The sequence below is a fragment of the Kitasatospora sp. NPDC003701 genome (genome assembly GCF_053587085.1).
In genome coordinates this window covers 163930-182934 of sequence record NZ_JBSFNM010000015.1, presented here as the reverse complement: position 1 = coordinate 182934, position 19005 = coordinate 163930, and the positions used below count along the sequence as shown (strand labels likewise).

Below are 19005 nucleotides of genomic sequence, written 5' to 3'. Positions count from 1 at the left end.
AAGGGCCAGCACAGCACTAGGGGAGTTCGGAATGGCTCAGGGCACCGTCAAGTGGTTCAACGCGGAGAAGGGCTACGGCTTCATCGCGGTCGACGGTGGTGCGGACGTCTTCGTCCACTACAGCGCGATCCAGATGGACGGCTACCGCACCCTTGAGGAGGGCCAGCGGGTCGAGTTCGAGATCTCTCAGGGGCAGAAGGGCCCGCAGGCGGACATGGTCCGCGCCGCGGTCTGACCTTTCCGACCCCAGGAGTTCGGCTCGGCCCAATCGGCTGGTGCACCTCTTGCTTCACGACGGGCCCGTACGACACATGTCGTACGGGCCCGTCGGCATGTCCGGCGCACGGGCCGGCGCACGGGCCGGCGCGGCGGTCGGCGAGAGGCCGCCGGCGGCCCGGCGGGGGCCCGGCGAGGGCGGTCCGCGGGGGCGTGCGCGGCTCGCGGGTTGGGCGATTGGGCTTGCACTCGCCTACCCGGAGTGCTAATCATTGGCGTTAGCACTCACAGTGTGAGAGTGACAGCGGACCGGGTCGGTGAGGCCCCCGGGAGCGGTAGGGGAAAGGACCCCCGCACACCAGGGCCGTCCGTCGCGGGCACCCCTTGGTCCGAGCAGTCGACCGTGTCCCGGAGGACCACTTCTGATGGCCAAGATCATCGCCTTTGATGAGGAAGCTCGCCGCGGCCTTGAGCGTGGCATGAACCAGCTCGCCGACGCGGTGAAGGTCACGCTCGGCCCCAAGGGCCGCAACGTCGTGCTGGAGAAGAAGTGGGGCGCTCCCACGATCACCAACGACGGTGTCTCCATCGCCAAGGAGATCGAGCTCGAGGACCCCTACGAGAAGATCGGCGCGGAGCTCGTCAAGGAGGTCGCCAAGAAGACCGACGACGTCGCGGGTGACGGCACCACCACCGCCACCGTGCTGGCCCAGGCGCTCGTTCGCGAGGGTCTGCGCAACGTCGCCGCCGGCGCCAACCCGATGGCCCTGAAGCGCGGTATCGAGAAGGCCGTCGCGGCCGTCTCCGACCAGCTGCTGGCCCAGGCCAAGGACGTGGAGACCAAGGAGCAGATCGCCTCCACCGCCTCCATCTCGGCCGCCGACACCCAGATCGGCGAGCTCATCGCCGAGGCCATGGACAAGGTCGGCAAGGAAGGCGTCATCACCGTCGAGGAGAGCAACACCTTCGGCCTGGAGCTCGAGCTCACCGAGGGCATGCGCTTCGACAAGGGCTACATCTCCGCCTACTTCGCCACCGACCTGGAGCGGATGGAGGCGACGTTCGAGGACCCGTACATCCTCATCGCCAACTCCAAGATCGGCTCGGTCAAGGACCTGCTCCCGCTGCTGGAGAAGGTCATGCAGAGCGGCAAGCCGCTCGTCATCATCGCCGAGGACGTCGAGGGCGAGGCCCTGTCGACCCTGGTCGTGAACAAGATCCGCGGCACCTTCAAGTCCGTCGCCGTCAAGGCCCCGGGCTTCGGCGACCGCCGCAAGGCCATGCTCGGCGACATCGCCATCCTCACCGGTGGCACCGTGATCTCCGAGGAGGTCGGCCTCAAGCTGGAGAACGCCGGCATCGACCTGCTGGGCACCGCCCGCAAGGTGGTCATCACCAAGGACGAGACCACCATCGTCGACGGTGGCGGCGACAGCGACCAGGTCGCCGGCCGCGTGAACCAGATCCGTGCCGAGATCGAGAACAGCGACTCGGACTACGACCGCGAGAAGCTCCAGGAGCGCCTCGCCAAGCTGGCCGGCGGCGTGGCCGTCATCAAGGCCGGCGCGGCCACCGAGGTGGAGCTCAAGGAGCGCAAGCACCGCATCGAGGACGCCGTCCGCAACGCGAAGGCCGCCGTCGAGGAGGGCATCGTCGCCGGTGGTGGCGTCGCGCTGCTGCAGGCCGGTGTCGCGTTCGACAAGCTGGAGCTGGAGGGCGACGAGGCCACCGGTGCCAACATCGTCCGCGTGGCGCTGGAGGCCCCGATCAAGCAGATCGCGACCAACGCCGGCCTCGAGGGCGGTGTCGTGGTGGAGAAGGTGCGCAACCTCCCCGCCGGTCACGGCCTGAACGCCGCCACCAACACCTACGTCGACCTCATCGCCGAGGGCATCATCGACCCGGCGAAGGTCACCCGTTCCGCGCTGCAGAACGCCGCCTCCATCGCGGCGCTGTTCCTCACCACCGAGGCCGTCATCGCCGACAAGCCGGAGAAGGCCGCCGCGGCCGCCGGCGGCGGCATGCCGGGCGGTGACATGGACTTCTGATCCTTCCGGATCGGTCGACTCCCGATCGCACGGGCGGTTCCCCTCGGGGAGCCGCCCGTGCGGCGTTGTGTCCGGCTCCGTTTTGGGACAATGGGCGGATGGCTGCCACCGCTGACGACATCGAGACCGCCCTGCACAACGCGCGGGCGCTGATCCTGGCCGACCTGACCGCGCGGGACGTGGCGGACGCCGCCGTGGTGTCCCTGGTGGAGAACGCCGTGACGCACCGCCGCTGGTGGCTCGAACAGTGGCCGGACGGCGCCGACTACGTGCTCGGGCTGGTCGCCCAGGACGTCCAGGACGCGCTGCTGGAGGCGTACGGGCGCTGGCCGCTCTGCACCTCCTGCGCGGCCGACGGGGATCCGCACGCGCTCGGTGTCGAGCCCGAGCTGGGGCCGGAGCCGCACTGGGTCTGCGGCAAGGCGGGGGTGGTGGTGGCGCCCGTCGGGGAGCTCTCCTGATCGTGACCGGCCCGGCTCCGGCGCTCCGTGCGCCGGGCCGGGCCTTTGCGTGCGGTGCGCCGGGCCTTTGCGTGCGGTGCGCCGGGCCTTTGCGTGCGGTGCGCCGGGTACGCCAGGCGCGTCCGGTGTGCCCGGCGCGTCCGGTCAGCCTTCGAGCCGGCCGAGTTCGGCCGCCAGGTTGGCGCGGGCGGCGGCGTCGAAGCGCTCGCGGGCGACGGGGGTGCGGTAGAGCGCGGGCAGCGCCAGGAGCCCGCGCAGGACCCCGGCGCGCCCGGCGCGGAAGTCCGGCTCCGGGACGAAGGCGTACTCCTCGCGGACCGCGGCCGCGTAGGCGGTGTACGCCTGCGGGTCGCCGCCCAGGACGGCGAGGTCCGCGTCGCAGAGCACCTCGCCGCCGCGGTCGCCGGGCTCGGGGTGGTGCGTGACGGTGAGCCGGACCAGCCGGGCGACCTCGGCGGTCCGCCGCTCGGACAGCCCCGCCTCGCCGAGCGCCCGGACGGCGAGGGCGGCGCTGCGCTCCTCGTTCTCGGAGCGGTCCGGGCGGTAGACCGCGTCGTGGAACCAGGCGGCCAGCCGGACGGTGTCCGGGTCGTCGGCGTGCGCGGCGAGCGCGTCCACGTGGCCGAGCACCGCCCGCAGGTGGTCGGTGGTGTGGTAGCGGCGCTGCGGTTCGGCCCAGCGGCCCAGCAGGTCGAGACCGTACGGCAGGGGGTCCACGGCGGCGCCGCAGCGCTGGAGCAGGGCGGTCCAGTCGGCGAGCAGGTCGGCCGGGACGGGGGCGGCGGGCTGGTTCGGCATGGGCTCATTCTGGCGGGTGCCGGCCGTGGTGGGGCCGGGAATCCGGTGGGCCCACTGGACCGCATAGGTAGTTTGACGATATATGTAGTTCCATGACAGAACGAGCCATGCAGGAGCCGACGCTGCTTCTGCTCACCGCGCTGGCCGATGCGCCCAGACACGGCTACGCGCTCATCCAGGAGGTCGCCGCGATCTCCGACGGCCGGGTCAAGATGCGCACCGGCACGCTCTACGGCGCGCTCGACCGGCTGCTCCAGCAGGGCCTGATCGAGGTCGCCGCCGAGGAGGTCGTGGACGGCCGGGCCCGGCGCACCTACGCGCTGACCGCGGGCGGCCGAGCCGCGCTCTCGGCCGAGGCGGAGCGGCTGCGCGCCGTCGCCTCCGAGGCCGAACGCCGGCTGTCCGTCGTCCTCTCCAGGGTCAGGGGGAACCTCGCGTGAGCATGCAGACCATCGACCGGCCGATCGCCCTGCGGGCGGCGCTCCAGCTCTACCCGGCCCGCTACCGCCGCGAGCGCGGCGACGAGCTGGCCGCGGTGTTCGCCGACAGCACGGCGGAGGCGGACCGGCCCACCCTGCTGCGGGAGGCGCTGGACCTCGCCGCCTACGGGCTGCGGATGCGCGCCCGGCTGACCGCGGCCTCGGCGGCCGGGCGGCTGCTGGCGCTGGCCGTGCCGCTGGTCGCCGGTACCGCCGCGGGGGCCGGCCTGTACCCGTGGGTCAACGACCCGGACCTGATCGCCTGGAAGCTCGACTCGCCGCTCTCCTCGCCGCTCATGGTGCTGGCCGTCTTCGGGCCGCCGGTGGCCACGATGCTGCTGGCCGTGGCGGCGGTGCTGGGGCACTGGGCGGCGGCCAGGGTCCTCTCGGTGGCGGTGATCGGCACCGGTCTGGTGGGCCTGGCGGACTCCCTCGCGCTGGGGCACCTCGACGGGTGGTGGGTCCTCTACAGCTCCACCTCCGCGTTGCCGTTCGTGCTGTCCGGTCTGCTGGTGCTCGCCGCGCCGGGGGACCTGCTGGGCCGGCCGAGCTGGCAGAACCGGGCCCTGGTGCCGCTGGGGGCGGCCGTCGGCCTGCTGGTCGTCACCGCCCAGGGCGGGTACGACACCCACTACCTGATGAACGACCCGTGGGCCGCCCTGCTGCTGCTGGCTCCACTGCTGCTGGTGTCCTTCGCGGCGCGCGGCCTGCTGGTGCCGGCGGCGATCGGCCTGGCGGTGCTGCCGCTGACCGTCTCGTTCAGCCTCTTCAGCCTCTGGGAGTCGGCCGGTGGGATCTGGAACCTGTTGGCGATCGGCGGGGCCGGCGCTTCGTTCGTGGCGGTGGCCGGGCTCGGCTGGCGGGGTCTCGAAGGCATGCGCCGCTCGGAGGCGTGACCGATCGGCCGTACGGGTCTCGCCGGGGGCTTCGGGATGTGGCAGGCTGTCTGATATGTCTAGACCAATTTTCGAAGTCATCGCGCTGACGCCCCAGGACGCCCAGGCCGCCGAGTCGGGCGGCGCCGACCGCCTCGAACTGGTCACGGACATGGCCGCCGACGGGCTCACCCCGTCGGTCGAGGACTTCGCCAAGATCCGCGCCGCCGTGGAGCTGCCGCTGCGCGTCATGCTGCGCGTGCGGGACGGCTTCGGGCCGGGTGACCTGGACGAGCTGCGGGCCCGCGCCGCCGCGCTGCGGGCCGAGGGCGCCGACGAGTTCGTCTTCGGCTTCCTGACCGCCGACGGCGCCGTCGACCTCGCCGCCACCGCGGCCGTCGCCGACGCGGTGGCGGGCTGCCGCTGGACGTTCCACCGGGCGATCGACCACAGCGCCGACCGGGCCGCCCTCCGCGCGGCCGTGGGCGCGCTGCCCGGGCTGGACACCTTCCTCACCTCGGGCGCCGCCGGTGGCGTGGACGCGGGCCGGGACGTCCTGCTGGCCGAGCTGGCCAGGGCCGGCGAGCCCGGGTACGGGCAGCGGATCCTGATCGGCGGCGGCCTGCGGGCCGAGCACCTGCCGGGTCTGCGGGCGGCCGGCTTCAACGGCTTCCACGTCGGCGGCGCGGTGCGGGTCGACGGTTGGCAGTCCCCGGTGGACGCCTCCAAGGTCGCCGAGTGGCGGTCGCTGATCGATGGCTGAGCGTGAGAGCGCCGACGGCTGAGCGATCGGTGGCCGGCAGCTCGGTGCGAAGAAGGGGACCGGCGGTATCCGCCGGTCCCCTTCGCGCTGCTCAGCCCAGTTGCGCGGGCAGCGGCTCGGCGTGCAGCACCGCCAGCCCGGAGACGGCGCGGGTGAGCGACACGTACAGGCGGCGCAGACCGGTCCGCTCGTCCGGCTCGCCGGCCACCACCGCGGCCGGTTCGTCCAGCACCACGTGGTCGTACTCCAGACCCTTGGCCAGCGAGGCCGGGACGAGGGTCAGCCGGGCCTCGGCGCTGGTCTCGGCGCCGGGGGAGAGGTACGGCAGGCCGGCCGCGGTCAGGGCCTCGGCGAGCAGCGGGACGCGCGCGTCGGCGGCGATCAGACCCGTCGAGCCCTCGTGCTCCAGCGCCCGGTGGCAGGCCTCGACCACCGCCTTCTCCAGCCCCTCGGCCGGGACGGGGGTGATCGTCAGCGAGCCGGGCGCCGTACGGACGGACGTCGCCGGGGCGAGGCCGGGGGCGATCGCGGGCAGCAGCCGGGAGGCGTAGGCGATGACCTCCTCGGGGACGCGGAAGCCCTTGGTCAGCTCCTCGATGTGGGCGGCCGGCTTGCCCAGGTGGTGCAGGGCGTCCGGCCAGCTCGCCGTGGCCCAGGGGGTGGTGCCCTGGGCGAGGTCGCCGAGGACGGTCGCCGAGCCGGTCGTGCAGCGGCGGCCGACCGCGCGGTACTGCATCGGCGAGAGGTCCTGGGCCTCGTCCAGCACCACGTGGCCGAGCGAGGCCGTGCGCTGCACCAGGTCGGTCGCCTCGTCCACCAGGACGGCGTCGGCCGGCGTCCAGCGGGCGGTCCGCACCGAGCGGCCGGGCTTGGGCCAGAGGACGGTCCGCTGCTCCTCGGGGGTGAGGACGCCCTCCGCGCACCGCGCCAGGAACTCCGGGTCGGAGAGCAGCCGGTGCACCAGCTTGGCCGGCTCGACCGCCGGCCAGCACTCCTTGACCACCGCCTTGACCGCCGCGTTGCGGGCCACCGCGTCCTGCACCCGGTCGTCCGGGGCCTCGCCGCCCTGCTCCATCTTCAGCAGCACGGCGTGCGAGATCCGCTGCGGCAGGGCGTCCCTGGCCGCGCCGTAGCGGATGTCACGGCCCTTCAGCTCCTCGACGATCTCCGCCAGCTCGTACACCGGCACGCGCCAGCGGCGGGAGCCGCGGACCACCACGCAGGGCTCGGTGGGCGCGGTGATGCCCGCGCGCACGGCCCGGCGCAGCACCTCGGCCATCCGCGCGTCGCCCTTCAGCCGGGCCGCCTCCGCGTCGTCCTCGCCGCGCACCTCCACGTGCGCCACCAACTGCTGCACGGTGGCCTGGGCCACCTCCAGCTCGCCGAGGGCGGGCAGCACCTGCTCGATGTAGGAGAGGAAGGCGTTGTTCGGGCCGATCACCAGGGTGCCGGTGCGGGCGAGCCGCTCGCGGTGCGCGTACAGCAGGTACGCGACGCGGTGCAGGCCGACGGCGGTCTTCCCGGTGCCGGGGGCGCCCTGGACGCAGACCGTGCCGGTGATGTCGGCGCGGACGATCTCGTCCTGCTCGGGCTGGATGGTGGCGACGATGTCGCGCATCGGGCCGACGCGGGGCTTCTCGATCTCGGCGGCGAGCAGCGCGGAGGAGGTCTCCGTCTCGGCCGGGTCGGTGAGGTGCTCGTCCTCGTAGGCGGTCAGCTCGCCGCCGGTGTAGCCGAAGCGGCGGCGGCGCTCGACGTCCATCGGCTCGGTGCGGCTGGCCCGGTAGAACGGCTGGGAGACCGGCGCGCGCCAGTCGATCACCATCGGGTCGCCGTCGGCGTCGTGGACGTGCCGGCGGCCGATGTAGAAGTTCTCCCCGCCGGCCCCCTCGGAGAGTCCCTCGCTGATCGCGTGCGCGTAGTCGAGGCGGCCGAAGAAGAGCGGGGTGTGCGAGAGGTCGGCCAGGGCGGCGATCCGGGCCTCGATCTGGTTGTGGAGCACGACGGCGGTGACCCAGGTGCCGGTCACGTCGCTGATGTCCAGGGACTCGACGTCCTCGCGCATCGCACGCAGCGCGGAGCGGGAGGCGGCCAGGTGGTCGCGTTCGCGCTGGAGGGGGTCGGTGGTGGGGGTGGCGGGCACAGCGAACCTTCCCGGCTGCCCCGGAGACGGGCGCAGCGGATCGTTGGAGCTCACGGTGGGTACAGCCGACCGGTTGCCGAACGGTCGGCGCCTCCCCCGGCTGCCTGCGCGACTCAGCAGGTACCACGGTTCGGGAGGGGGCAGACGGATGATCCTAGACCCGGCGGCCTCGGGGTTCCACCCCGATACCCGGGGGGTGGCCGTCAGGGCCCCGTACACCTGGAGGACGACCTACGTCCTGCCCGGTACGGCCTTTGGGGTGATGTGTCCGGGGCGCCCGGAAACTACCGTGGAAGACATGAGCACCGTACACATCACGGCGCCGCGAGTGCCGTCCCAGAAGTCCGCCCCCGCCCGCCCGGCCGGGGCCACCGCCGCGGCCGGCCCCGGCCGCCGCCGCTCCCCGCTGACCACGGCCGTCCGCAACGTCGGCATCGTCCTCGACACCGCCGCGCGCGTGGTCTTCCTCGGGCGCGACGGCGTCAAGTACTGAGCGATCCCCCGTCGGGGCGCTCCCGGTCAGGGCCCGGTCAGAGCACGTCGTCCGCGTCGATGATGCGGTAGGCGTAGCCCTGCTCCGCCAGGAAGCGCTGGCGGTGCGCGGCGAAGTCCTGGTCGACGGTGTCGCGGGCCACCACCGAGTAGAAGTGCGCCGAGTGGCCGTCCGCCTTGGGGCGCAGGACGCGGCCGAGCCGCTGGGCCTCCTCCTGGCGGGAGCCGAACGTCCCGGAGACCTGGATGGCGACGGTCGCCTCGGGCAGGTCGATGGAGAAGTTGGCGACCTTGGAGACGACCAGCACGCTGATCTCCTTGGTCCGGAAGGCCTCGAACAGCTTCTCGCGCTGGGCGTTGCTGGTCTCGCCCTTGATCACCGGCGCGTTCAGCACCTCGCCGAGCTCGTCGAGCTGGTCGATGTACTGCCCGATGATCAGCGTCTGGTCCTTCTCGTGCTTCTTGACCAGCGCCTCCACCACCCGGCGCTTGGTCGCGGTGGTGGCGCAGAACCGGTACCGCTCCTCGGGCTCCGCGGTCGCGTAGGCGAGCCGCTCGGAGTCGGTGAGGGTGACCCGGACCTCGCAGCAGTCGGCGGGCGCGATGTAGCCCTGCGCCTCGATCTCCTTCCAGGGGGCGTCGAAGCGCTTGGGGCCGATGAGCGAGAAGACGTCGCCCTCGCGGCCGTCCTCGCGGACCAGGGTGGCGGTCAGGCCGAGCCGGCGGCGCGCCTGGAGGTCGGCGGTGAACTTGAAGACCGGCGCGGGCAGCAGGTGGACCTCGTCGTAGACGACCAGGCCCCAGTTGCGGGCGTCGAAGAGCTCCAAGTGGGCGTAGACGCCCTTCCGCTTGGTGGTCATCACCTGGTAGGTGGCGATGGTGACCGGGCGGATCTCCTTGCGCGTCCCGCTGTACTCGCCGATCTCGTCCTCGGTGAGCGAGGTGCGCTTGACCAGTTCGTGCTTCCACTGGCGCGCCGAGACGGTGTTGGTGACCAGGATCAGCGTGGTCGACTTGGCCTCGGCCATCGCCGCGGCGCCGACCAGCGTCTTGCCGGCGCCGCAGGGCAGCACCACCACGCCCGAACCGCCGTGCCAGAACCCCTCGACGGCCTGGGCCTGGTAGGGGCGCAGCTGCCAGCCGTTCTGGTCCAGCTCGATCGGGTGCGCCTCGCCGTCCACGTACCCGGCGAAGTCCTCGGCGGGCCAGCCGAGTTTGAGCAGCACCTGCTTGATCTGGCCGCGCTCGGAGGGGTGCACGACGACGGTGTCCGGATCGACCCGGGCGCCGACCAGCGGGGCGACCTTCTTGGAGCGCAGCACCTCCTCCAGCACGGGCCGGTCGGTGGTGGAGAGCACCAGCCCGTGGACGGGGTGCTTGGTGAGCTTGAGCCGGCCGTAGCGGGCCATGGTGTCGGCCACGTCCACCAGCAGTGCGTGCGGCACCGGGTAGCGGGAGTACGTGACCAGGGCGTCGACCACCTGCTCGGCGTCGTGCCCGGCGGCGCGCGCGTTCCACAGCCCGAGCGGGGTGACCCGGTAGGTGTGCACGTGCTCGGGCGCGCGCTCCAGCTCGGCGAACGGCGCGATGGCGCGACGGCAGTCGGAGGCCCTGGGGTGGTCGATCTCCAGAAGAAGAGTTTTGTCGCTCTGGACGATGAGCGGTCCGTCGTTCACGCGGGGAAGCCCTCCACTGGCTGACAGGTCTGTCGGGACGCAGACCCTCCAGTGTCGCGCATCGCGGCGCGAACCCGGGAGGCTACTTCCACTCGTGCACCGTGACCTTGCCGGTGCCGCTGCCGTCGGTGTCGTACTCGAAGAGCCCCACGGTGTCGTTGAGCTGGACGAAGGACTCGGACTGGCTCTCGAAGAACACCGCTCCGCGCCAGGCCATGGCGCCGCCGGGGCCGGTGAAGCGGCCGATGCCGCTGCCGTGCCAGCTGTACGTCTCGCCGCGCTCGCTCATGCCCACGCCCTGGCCCTCGCCGAACAGCGTGCCGTCCGAGCGCAGCTGCGACTCGTAGGTGGCGAACTCCTTGACCCCGACGCCGAGTACGTCGCCGGTCGCCTCGAACGAGACCTCGACCACGGGGTGCACGCCGTCCGTGGTGGCCAGCACCCGCCGGCCGGTGTCCTGGGTGGTCTGGGTGACTATCTGGTTGCCGAGCACGATGGCTCCCTTCGCGATCCCCCACCTTCCGGAGTACGCCGGGTACGGCCCGCGCGTCAACCGGCGGCAGTGACCGGCGGGCGGATCGGTCGTTGTGCCGGGCATGAACAAGTCGAAGCGCGCCCTCACCGCTCTCGCCCTCCTCGGTTCGGCCTTCGCCGCGACCGCCTCCTCCGCCGGCTCCGCCCACGCCCTCGCGGGCGTCGGCGAGGGCCCGGGCGGGTTGCTGGCCGCCCCCGCCTTCCTGCTCGCCGACACGGTCGGCGGCGGCAGCCTGCCGATCGGCCAGGGCGACATCTCGAAGCTGGCCGACAAGGCGATGGAGGAGAAGGCGAAGGAGCAGGCCGCCAAGCAGGGGCACTGACCGCGGGGGTGCACTGACCGCGGGGCCGCCGACCGCGCGGCGGCGGGTCCGGCCGTCCGCACCGCCGGGGGCGGGCGCTACTCCTCCAGCTCCGCCACGCCGGTGATCCGGTGCAGGGCGAACGTCCGGAGTTCGTCCGCATGGTGGTCGAAGGCGGTGACGTAGCCGCCCTCGACCTTGACCGGGTCGATGATGCGCTGGCTGGCGATCCCCTCGGCGTTCAGGTAGCCGATCCACATGCGCTCACCGAGCAGGACGGCGGTCTGCAGCGAGGCGAGCGTCTCGGCCGCCGCGGTGCGGGGGAGCCGGCGCGGGTCGGGGGCGGGCTCGCGGCGGACGGCGGTGGCGGCGCGGTCGCCGGCTCGGATGGCCTTGATGGCGGCCGCGAGCAGGGTGTCGTCGGGCGTCGGCGGGCCGTCCGGTACCGGGGTGGGGGCCGAGCGCGGCGGGGTGCGGTGGCTGTCCGGGCGGGTGATCAGGACGTCGCCCTCGGCGGATTCGGCCGCGGGCGCGTAGCCCATGGTGCGCAGGGTGGCGAGCAGCACGTCCGGCGGGGCCTGGGAGGCCAGCACGGTCGGGGCGAGCAGGCGCAGCCGCAGGTCGGCGGAGCGCCGGTCGGCCAGTACCTCGCCCAGCAGGGCCGGGTCGTCGCAGCGCAGGTACGAGGAGGCGGCGCCGACCCGCAGGATGCCGTGCCGCCGGGCCACGTCGTCGATCAGGTAGCTGAGCGGCTGCGGGACGGGCGTGCGCGAGTGCTGCTCCAGGAAGGCCTGGAGGTCGGCGGCGCTGCGGCCGGCGTCGAGGGCGCGGCGGACGGACTCGGGGGTGAACCGGTAGACGGTGGCGCCGCCCTTGGACTCGATGTCGGCGCAGAGCGCGAGCGCCTGGGCGAGCGGGGTGAGCAGCGGGCCGGGGGCGATCGCGGTGAGGTCCGGCTGGAGGATGACGTGGTCCAGCGGCTGCGGCAGCAGCGGGGCGAGCACCTCGGCGGGGTCGGCCTCGGCGGTGAGCAGCGCGCGGGCGGGGGCGGCCAGCGCACCTCGGCCGGTGATGCCGAGCAGTTCGGCCTCGGCGAGGGTCCAGGCCGTGAGGTCGTCCCGCAGGTCGCGCCCCGGCCCGGCGGCCGCGTTTGGCCCGGTGCCGGTGCCGTTACCGGTGCCGGCGGGCGGCGGGGTGACCGGGCCGCCGCGCAGCGGGCGCTGCCACCGCAGGGTGGGCAGCAGCTCGTCGGCGGTGGCCGGGGTGCCGGGCGGCAGCTCGGCGAGCAGGGCGAGGGCGGCGCGGCGCACGGACGGCGCCAGCGTGCGGTCGAGTTCGGGCCCGAGGGCGGCGCGCTGCTTGCCCTTGCCGTCCGGGGTGCCGGTGAGGGCGGGGACGCGGGTGGCGCCGAGCCAGCCGGCCGCCAGCAGGGCCCAGCGGTCGGCGGTGCTCTGCTGGAGCCAGCCGTCGAACGCCGGGGTCGGGGACCAGCGTTCGTCGGCCTCGCCGTCGGGGGCCAGCAGACCTGCGGTGTAAGCGAGTTCGAGCCAGAACGCGGTCTTCTGCTCGGTGCTCTCCAGGGCCTGCGCGGTGCGCTTGAGGTCGCGGACGCCGAGGCCGCCGGCGCGCAGGGTGGGCGGCGGGTTGAGGCCCCAGAGGTCGAGCAGCTCCTCGACCGTGCGGACGGCGGTGTACGCCTGCCCGGCGGCGGCGCCGTCCACAGCCTGTGGATCGCGCGGGGCGCCGGCCGGGGCCGGCTCGGGCTGGACGGGCTCGACCAGGCGGTGGGTGCGGCCGCCGCGCAGGTGCAGGGCGAGTTCGCGGGGCAGCACCACGCTGCCGGGGCTGCTGGGCAGCAGCAGGCCCCGGGCCAGCAGCCACTCGACCGGGCTCTGCGCGTCCTCGGCGGTGACCGGGCGGGTGGCGTCCGGGACGGTGCCGGTGGGCGGGCCCCAGACCAGGCGGTCCAGCAGGCGCAGGGCCGGCTCGGGGGCGGTGGCGAGCAGGGCGTCGCACCGGGCGCGGTCGGTGAGCAGCTCGGTGAGCGCGGCGACGGCGGTGACCGGGTCGGGGGTGGCGGGCTGCCCGGCGGAGACCAGCAACTGCTGGATCCGGGCCGGGGACATCCCGGTGGTCGCGTCGGCGAGCGTCGGGCCGAGGCCGGTGCGGCCGGGGTTGGCGGCGGTGGGCGCGAGCGCCTCGCGGGCCGCGATGACCAGCCGCAGTCCGTTGTCGGGGCCCCAGAGCAGCGCGCGGTCGCGCAGGGTGGTGAGGGCGCGGGGCAGTGCGGCGGCGACGGCGGCCCGGTCGGAGGCGCTCAGCGGGGTGGCGCCCGGGTGCGGCTTGACCTTGGCGGGGCCGGTCAGCAGGGTGCGGACGGTGGCCGGGGTCGCGCCGTCGGGGGCGGCGGCCAGGGCCTCGGCGACCTGCAGGGTGAAGCGGTCCAGCCGCTCCAGGGCGCGCAGCGCGGAGGCGCGGGAGGAGAGCCGGGCGGCGAGCTGGGTGAGGTCGCCGGGGACGGGGTTGAGCAGGTCGGGGCGGGACCGGAGCAGGGCGGCGAGGTCGTCGTCCGCGCGGGTGCGGAGCTCCTCGGCGAGGGTGCGGGGGCCGGCGGGCGCTTTGCCGGTGCGTTGGGGGCCCTGCTGTGTGGTCATTCGACCTAGGTTAGTCGCGTCGGGTGTCGGTGGGGATCCGTCGTCGGAGGGTGGTTCGCGCCGGTGGGAGGGGCGCTGGGCGCGCGGGCGCCCGGGCCGGTGGGCGGGACGGGCTCGCGTGGGCGGGGGCCGGGTGGGTAGCGTCACGATCAGCGGGAATCCGCGGGGAGCCGCGGAGCCCCGCGGGTCCTGCGAGGTCTTCGGGGACGGGCTCGGGCGAGGCGGGGTGGTGGTGATGGCGGACGGCGAGTGGTGGCGCAAGCGCGGGCCGTGGAGCGAGCCGTCGGGCGGCGGTGCCGGTGGTTCCGGCCGTGCTGGCCGTGCTGGTGGTTCTGCCGGTTCCGGCGGTGGCGCGGGCGGTGGTGACGCCGGTGGCCCGGCGGACGGGGACAGCGTGTACGCCGTCGGCGCGCCGGTGGTGCCCCCGCGCCCCTCCTCCCCGCCGTCCGCTCCTCCTGCCCCGCCCGCGCCCCCGCGGTCGAGGCCGGCGCCCGGGCCGGGCGACCCGGGCTCGCCGTGGGTGACGGAGTCGGTCCGGGACGCCCCGGCGGACCCGGACGCCCTGCCGCCGCCGCAGCTGTACGCGTCCTCCGACACGGGCGGTTGGGACCTGGTGATGCTCAACTTCTCGGACGGCCCGGGGGCGGCGATCAAGCCGATCCCGGAGCAGCGGGCCGAGGACGGGGCGGCGGACGAGGCGGCGGCCGAGGCCGAGCCGCCCGCCGAACCCGCCCCGGTCAAGGGCCGGGAGAAGTCCGCCGGCAAGGCGAGGGGCGGCGGCCGGGGCCGGGGCCGGGCGAAGACGCCACCGCGGCCCGAGACCGCCGGCAAGCCCCCGAAGCTGTCCGCGCCGGCCGGGCGCCGCCCGTCCCCGCTGCTGCTGCTCGCCTCGGTGACGCTGGTCGGCGGCGCCGTCAGCGGCCAGATCGTGGTGATGCTGGTGGGCTGGGCCCTCGGCTACATGTCACGGCAACTGAGCGACCTCACCCGCAAGTTCGCCATCCTCGGCATCCCCCTGGCGACGATCAGCGGTACCAGCCTCTGGTACTGGGGCCGCGCCCAGGGCCGTTGGGGCGGGGGCCTGCAGCCCGGGCAGCCGGCCGGCGAGATCGCCTGGTCGGCCGCGCCGGGCGTGATCCGCCTCGCGGCCGTGCTGTCGGCGGTGTTCCTGCTGGCCGTGGCGCTGAAGAAGCGTGCCCAGCCGAAGGGTTGAGCCCCTCGTCGGCCGGCGGGGGAGTCAGCCGTCGGCGATGGCGATCCGGTGGCGGAAGGTCGCCGCGACGCCCAGGTGCCGGACGATCCAGGCGGCGACCGTGGCCCGGGTGGCGGTGCCGGCGCCGGGCAGCGGGAGGTCGAAGGAGACGCGCGGGACGGCCGCCGGCGGGCCGTCCTTGAGCATCGGAGCGCGGACGACCGTCCAGGCGGTGTCGGAGTTGCTCAGGACCGCCTCCATCCGGGCCAGGTCGTGATGGATCTCCCGGTACAGCCGGTCGACCACCAGACGCGTCACCACCCTTTGGGCGAAGGGGAGATGACCGGTCTCCAGTCCGGCTGAGGACATCACCACGAGGTGTCCCACCCCGCCGGCCCGGGCGGCGGACACCAGCTCCCGTGCGCCGTCCGAGAAGACGGTGGTGGCCGCCCGGCCGGTCGTGCCGAGGGCCGAGACCACGGCGTCCTGGCCGGCCAGTGGTGCGAGCAGGGAGCCGGGCCGGCGGACGTCGGCCTGTGCGGTGCGCGGGGTGCCGTGCGCGAAGGGCGGTAGCCGGTCCGGGGTGCGGGCCACCGCCGTGACGGTGTGTCCGGCGGCGAGGGCGAGGTCGACAACCAGGCGGCCGGTGCGTCCGGCGGCGCCCACCACGGCGAGCTTCATGGAGTCCTCCCAGGGGGTCGGGGCGTCGGGCTGCGGTTCCCGGCAGGGGTTCTCGGCCCGGAGTCCCGGTGCGGTTCGGTCTTGTCATTCATTCAGACAGACTGTATGACTGAAATCAAGTGAACCACAGACCGACCAAAGGAGCGATGACACATGGGAGTTCGCTATCCCGACCTGGCCGGCAAGGTCGTCGTGATCACCGGGGGCAGTCGCGGCATCGGTGCGGAGACCGCCCGGGCGTTCGCCCGGCAGGGTGCGGCGGTCGCCGTCCTCGGGCGGGACGAGGCCGCCCTGGCCGCCGTCTCCGGGGAGCTGCGCGCGGCCGGGGCCGCCGCGCTCGGCCTCACCGCCGACTGCACCGACGCCGCCGCGCTCGCGCGGGCGGCGGCCCGGATCGAGGACGGGCTCGGCCCGGTCGACGTGCTGGCGGCGTTCGCCGGGGGGAACGGCCGGCCCGTGCCGACCGTCGAGGAGACCGAGGAGCACTGGCGGGCCGTCCTGGACACCGACCTCACGGCCACCTTCCTCACCGTACGGGCCTTCCTGCCGGGCCTGTTGGAGCGCGGCAGCGGTTCGGTGATCGCCATGGCGTCCACCGCCGGCCGGCTGCCCAGCGGCTCCTCCGCCGCGTACGCCGCCGCCAAGGCGGGGGTGCTGATGTACGCCCGCCACCTCGCCCTGGAGGTGGCGGGTGCGGGCGTCCGGGTCAACGCCCTCGCGCCGGGTGCCGTCCGGACGGAGCGGACGGCCACGGCCATGCCGCCCGAGGTGCAGGCGGTGGTGGCCGCCGCCCACCCGCTGGGCCGGCTCGGCGAACCGGCGGACATCGCGGCGGCCACGCTCTTCCTGGCCTCCGCGGCGTCCTCGTGGATCACCGGGCAGACGCTGGACGTCAGCGGCGGGCGGGTCATCGTCTGACCCCGTGCGGCCCTCGCCCGCCCGCCCGGTCGGGCCCGTCGGGGATACTGCCTGTTCACGAGGAGCCCGACGGCGGCGTCACCGGCGGCGGGGCGAGCGAGTGGAGGCGAGCACGATGAGCCCCCGGCCCTACCGGATGGGACAGCGGCAGGCGGACGTGGACGGGACGCGCGCGCGGATCGTCGAGGCCGCGCGGGCCCGACTGGTCGAGACGGGCGCGCTGTCGCTGGACGCGGTGGCCCGCCGCGCCGATGTCGCCCGGGCCACCGTCTACTACCAGTTCGGCTCGCGGACGGGCCTGCTGGAGGCGGTCTGCGACGCGCTCGCCGAGCAGGGCGGGATGGCCCGGATCGTCGAGGCCTTCACCCTGCCCGACCCCTGGCCGGCGGTGGACCGCTTCGTCGAGGTCATGGGCGGGTTCTGGGCGGTGGACCGCGTCTGCACCCGCCGGCTGCGCGCGCTGGCCGCCCTGGACGAGGAGGTCGGCCGGGTCGTCCGCGCGCGCGACGCCCGGCGCCGGGAGGGCGCGGGGGTGCTCACCGGCCGGCTCGACGGTGTCCCGCAGGACGCGGCGGCGGTGCTGTTCGTGCTCACCGGCTTCGAGACCTACGACGCGCTGGCGGAGGAGACGGTCGGCCCCGACGGCGATCTGCGGGCGGCCGTCCCGGCCGTGACCCGACTGGTGCGCGCTGCCCTGGGCGGACCGGCGGCCTGAAGGGGGCGGCCGGCGGGGCCAGCTCCTCCGGGGGCGCTCAGCCGGCCGACGCCGCGTCGGTCGGCACCGGAGCCGGGGCGGGAGCCGCGGCCGGGGTCGGGGTCTGCGTCGGGGTCGGGGTCTGGGCGGGAGTCCACAGCGGGTCGCGGCCGGAGGCGGCGAGGGCGCGGTCGAACAGGGGAGCGCCGGCCGGCACCGGTACCGGGTCGGTGAACCCGCCGTACTGGCGGTAGATCTCGGCGTACTCCTCGACCACCCCGAGGACGGTCCCGGCCAGGTCGTCCGCGACCTCGGCCCGCTGGCCGGTGGCCCGGGCGACGTCCCAGCCGTGCACCACCAGCTCCTTGATCAGCATCCGGGCGACGGCCGCCGCGGGCATCGCCGTCCCGCCCAGGTCCACGTCCCCCTCCCAGACGGCCGGATCGGCCCAGGCCGCCACGGCCCGGTCCAGCTGCGCCGCGTAGGCGTCGGCCCAGGCGGCGTCGGCGGTGAAGTCGCGCTCGGTCAGCTCCTGCGGCAGCGGCTCCCGGCGGGCCCGGCGCTCCAGGCCGTGGGAGGTGTAGAGCACCCAGTGGTTGACCAGCACCCGGGTGTCGAAGTCCGCGCAGGGGGTGGGGCCGTCCAGCTGTCCGGGCCGGACACCGCGGGCGAGGCGCGCTGCTTCCGTCGCGGCGCGGGCGAGCAGGGGGTGGAGTGGGTGACCGTTCATGTGCCGATCCTGGGCCTGCGGGTGGTGCGGGGTCTTGAAGAAACGCGACGGCTAGCCTGGCGGGTATGGCTCCCCCCGACCCCGGCTCCGCCCGCCCCGGATCGCCCGGCCCCGGCTCCCCGGGCCCCGGATCGTCCGGCGCCGGATCGCCCGGCCTCGGGCCCGGGGTGCTCCACCCCGGGCGGGCGGCGGGCGTGGTCGACCTGGCCCGCTACGAGCCCGCCCCCGGGCTGGCGCACCTCGTCGAGTTCCACTGGCTGGTGCGCTGGGACCGTCGCGGCCTGCCGTGCCACGAGCAGAAGGTGCTCGCCCACCCCAACGTCCACCTGGTCTTCGAGGCGCCGCGGGCCCGCGTCTACGGGGTCGACCGGTCGCTGTTCGTCCGACGGCTGGAGGGGGTCGGGCACGTGCTGGGGGTCAAGTTCCGGCCGGGCGGGCTCCGGCTGTTGACCGATCGCCCGGCGGCCGGGCTCGCCGACCGGGTGGTGCCGGCCGCCGAGCTCTTCGGGCCGGCGGTCGACCGCCTCAACGAGTCGGTGCTCCAAGGCGGTTCGGAGCGGATCGGGGCGGTGGAGGCGTTCCTGCTCGGGCGGCTGCCGGAGTCGGCGGCGGCGGACCCTTCGGCCGAGCTGGCCGCCGCGATGGTGGAGCGCGTCGCCGCCGGGTCCGATCTGCACCGGGTGGACGAGCTCGCCGCGGAGTTCGGGGTCTCCGTCCGCCGGCTCCAGCGGCTCTTCGCCGAGTACGTGGGCGCCACCCCCAAGTGGGTCCTGCGCCGCGCCCGCCTGCACGAGGCGGCCCGGCGCGCCGACCAGGGCGTGGACGTGGACTGGGCGGCGCTCGCCGCCGACCTCGGCTACGCGGACCAGGCGCACCTCACCCGGGACTTCACCGCGGCCGTGGGCATGTCGCCGGCCCGCTACGCCGGGGGCGGGCCGGGCTGAGCGGCCGGTGGGCGGGCTCGGCCCCGTTCGCGCTCGACCCGCAGGGCGCCGAGCAGGCCGGGGAAGGCCTCCTCGAACTCCTCGCGGCGCAGCGCGTTCATCCGCGAAGTGCCCACGTAGTACTGGCGGATGAGCCCGGCCTCGCGCAGCACGTGGAAGTGGTGGGTGGCGGTGGACTTGCTGACCGGCAGGTCGATCGTCCCGCAGGCGAGGTCCTCGGCGGCGGCGTCCAGCTCGGCGACGATCCGGCGGCGGACCGGATCGACCACGGCCTCCAGGACTTGCTGAAGGCTGATCCCCCGGACGTCCGGGTGCGGCGGGACGCGGTCCCGCTGCCCGTTGCGCTGCGTTGTCACCATCGATGCCCCTGCCTCTCGCGGCCATGGTACGGCAGCCATCAAAGTA

General features: G+C 74.8%; 20 protein-coding genes. 12 read left to right on the top strand and 8 right to left on the bottom strand.

What is annotated here, in order from left to right; translation table 11 throughout:
• Nucleotides 1-31: 31 nt before the first annotated feature.
• The 3 genes from ACWDRR_RS17160 (at nucleotide 32) to ACWDRR_RS17150 (ending at nucleotide 2725) form a co-directional block, all read left to right on the top strand.
• Nucleotides 32-235, top strand: a complete 204-nt coding sequence (locus ACWDRR_RS17160; protein ID WP_030289665.1) for a cold-shock protein — start codon at nucleotides 32-34, stop codon at nucleotides 233-235.
• Between the two features lie 406 nt (nucleotides 236-641).
• On the top strand, nucleotides 642-2264 hold the full coding sequence (gene groL, locus ACWDRR_RS17155) for a chaperonin GroEL (RefSeq protein WP_209412901.1): 1623 nt from the start codon (nucleotides 642-644) through the stop codon (nucleotides 2262-2264).
• Nucleotides 2265-2362: 98 nt separating this feature from the next.
• On the top strand, nucleotides 2363-2725 hold the full coding sequence (locus ACWDRR_RS17150; RefSeq protein WP_449772996.1) for a hypothetical protein: 363 nt from the start codon (nucleotides 2363-2365) through the stop codon (nucleotides 2723-2725).
• 144 nt (nucleotides 2726-2869) lie between these two features.
• Here the strand turns inward: ACWDRR_RS17150 and ACWDRR_RS17145 are convergent, their stop codons facing one another.
• Nucleotides 2870-3523, bottom strand: coding sequence for an HD domain-containing protein (locus tag ACWDRR_RS17145; protein WP_449772995.1), 654 nt, complete (start codon nucleotides 3521-3523; stop codon nucleotides 2870-2872).
• A gap of 92 nt (nucleotides 3524-3615) precedes the next feature.
• Here ACWDRR_RS17145 and ACWDRR_RS17140 point away from each other — a divergent pair, with 92 nt between their 5' ends.
• The 3 genes from ACWDRR_RS17140 to ACWDRR_RS17130 are packed head-to-tail and all read left to right on the top strand — an operon-like array spanning nucleotide 3616 to nucleotide 5640.
• A complete protein-coding gene (locus ACWDRR_RS17140) occupies nucleotides 3616-3963 on the top strand; it encodes a PadR family transcriptional regulator (RefSeq protein WP_449772994.1) in 348 nt (115 codons plus the stop codon).
• Nucleotides 3960-4898 carry a hypothetical protein gene (locus ACWDRR_RS17135; protein ID WP_449772993.1) on the top strand — a complete coding sequence of 313 codons (939 nt, stop codon included), beginning with the start codon at nucleotides 3960-3962 and terminating at the stop codon, nucleotides 4896-4898. The genes ACWDRR_RS17140 and ACWDRR_RS17135 overlap by 4 nt, the downstream gene beginning before the upstream one ends.
• A 55-nt stretch (nucleotides 4899-4953) precedes the next feature.
• Entirely contained in the window at nucleotides 4954-5640 is a 687-nt protein-coding gene (locus ACWDRR_RS17130; RefSeq protein WP_449772992.1) for a copper homeostasis protein CutC, read from the top strand.
• A gap of 91 nt (nucleotides 5641-5731) precedes the next feature.
• Here the strand turns inward: ACWDRR_RS17130 and ACWDRR_RS17125 are convergent, their stop codons facing one another.
• Nucleotides 5732-7783 carry a HelD family protein gene (locus ACWDRR_RS17125; RefSeq protein WP_449772991.1) on the bottom strand — a complete coding sequence of 684 codons (2052 nt, stop codon included), beginning with the start codon at nucleotides 7781-7783 and terminating at the stop codon, nucleotides 5732-5734.
• 298 nt (nucleotides 7784-8081) lie between these two features.
• Between ACWDRR_RS17125 and ACWDRR_RS17120 the strand changes: the two genes are divergently transcribed.
• Complete coding sequence (locus tag ACWDRR_RS17120) at nucleotides 8082-8276, top strand: hypothetical protein (protein WP_449772990.1); 195 nt, start codon at nucleotides 8082-8084, stop codon at nucleotides 8274-8276.
• 37 nt (nucleotides 8277-8313) lie between these two features.
• On the opposite strand, the gene ACWDRR_RS17115 is transcribed toward ACWDRR_RS17120, so the two are convergent.
• Complete coding sequence (locus ACWDRR_RS17115) at nucleotides 8314-9951, bottom strand: DNA repair helicase XPB (RefSeq protein ID WP_387883038.1); 1638 nt, start codon at nucleotides 9949-9951, stop codon at nucleotides 8314-8316.
• An 82-nt stretch (nucleotides 9952-10033) separates the two neighbouring features.
• Nucleotides 10034-10444: a hypothetical protein gene (locus ACWDRR_RS17110; protein WP_449772989.1), complete on the bottom strand. Its 411-nt coding sequence runs from the start codon at nucleotides 10442-10444 to the stop codon at nucleotides 10034-10036.
• Between the two features lie 103 nt (nucleotides 10445-10547).
• Between ACWDRR_RS17110 and ACWDRR_RS17105 the strand changes: the two genes are divergently transcribed.
• Nucleotides 10548-10808 carry a hypothetical protein gene (locus tag ACWDRR_RS17105; protein ID WP_449772988.1) on the top strand — a complete coding sequence of 87 codons (261 nt, stop codon included), beginning with the start codon at nucleotides 10548-10550 and terminating at the stop codon, nucleotides 10806-10808.
• 77 nt (nucleotides 10809-10885) lie between these two features.
• Here ACWDRR_RS17105 and ACWDRR_RS17100 read toward each other — a convergent pair whose 3' ends face one another.
• Nucleotides 10886-13441, bottom strand: coding sequence for a helicase-associated domain-containing protein (locus tag ACWDRR_RS17100; RefSeq protein ID WP_449772987.1), 2556 nt, complete (start codon nucleotides 13439-13441; stop codon nucleotides 10886-10888).
• A 520-nt stretch (nucleotides 13442-13961) separates the two neighbouring features.
• Here ACWDRR_RS17100 and ACWDRR_RS17095 point away from each other — a divergent pair.
• Nucleotides 13962-14654: a hypothetical protein gene (locus tag ACWDRR_RS17095; RefSeq protein WP_449772986.1), complete on the top strand. Its 693-nt coding sequence runs from the start codon at nucleotides 13962-13964 to the stop codon at nucleotides 14652-14654.
• A gap of 24 nt (nucleotides 14655-14678) precedes the next feature.
• Here ACWDRR_RS17095 and ACWDRR_RS17090 read toward each other — a convergent pair whose 3' ends face one another.
• Complete coding sequence (locus ACWDRR_RS17090; RefSeq protein WP_449772985.1) at nucleotides 14679-15314, bottom strand: NAD(P)-dependent oxidoreductase; 636 nt, start codon at nucleotides 15312-15314, stop codon at nucleotides 14679-14681.
• A gap of 153 nt (nucleotides 15315-15467) precedes the next feature.
• Between ACWDRR_RS17090 and ACWDRR_RS17085 the strand changes: the two genes are divergently transcribed.
• Nucleotides 15468-16232 (top strand): SDR family NAD(P)-dependent oxidoreductase, encoded by a 765-nt coding sequence (locus tag ACWDRR_RS17085; RefSeq protein WP_449772984.1) that lies wholly within the window; start codon nucleotides 15468-15470, stop codon nucleotides 16230-16232.
• 115 nt (nucleotides 16233-16347) lie between these two features.
• On the top strand, nucleotides 16348-16947 hold the full coding sequence (locus ACWDRR_RS17080) for a TetR/AcrR family transcriptional regulator (RefSeq protein WP_449772983.1): 600 nt from the start codon (nucleotides 16348-16350) through the stop codon (nucleotides 16945-16947).
• Between the two features lie 37 nt (nucleotides 16948-16984).
• On the opposite strand, the gene ACWDRR_RS17075 is transcribed toward ACWDRR_RS17080, so the two are convergent.
• A complete protein-coding gene (locus ACWDRR_RS17075; RefSeq protein WP_449772982.1) occupies nucleotides 16985-17656 on the bottom strand; it encodes a TIGR03086 family metal-binding protein in 672 nt (223 codons plus the stop codon).
• A 65-nt stretch (nucleotides 17657-17721) separates the two neighbouring features.
• Here ACWDRR_RS17075 and ACWDRR_RS17070 point away from each other — a divergent pair, with 65 nt between their 5' ends.
• On the top strand, nucleotides 17722-18600 hold the full coding sequence (locus tag ACWDRR_RS17070) for an AraC family transcriptional regulator (protein ID WP_449772981.1): 879 nt from the start codon (nucleotides 17722-17724) through the stop codon (nucleotides 18598-18600).
• On the opposite strand, the gene ACWDRR_RS17065 is transcribed toward ACWDRR_RS17070, so the two are convergent.
• Complete coding sequence (locus ACWDRR_RS17065) at nucleotides 18576-18959, bottom strand: ArsR/SmtB family transcription factor (RefSeq protein WP_449772980.1); 384 nt, start codon at nucleotides 18957-18959, stop codon at nucleotides 18576-18578. The genes ACWDRR_RS17070 and ACWDRR_RS17065 overlap by 25 nt on opposite strands.
• Nucleotides 18960-19005 lie beyond the last annotated feature (46 nt).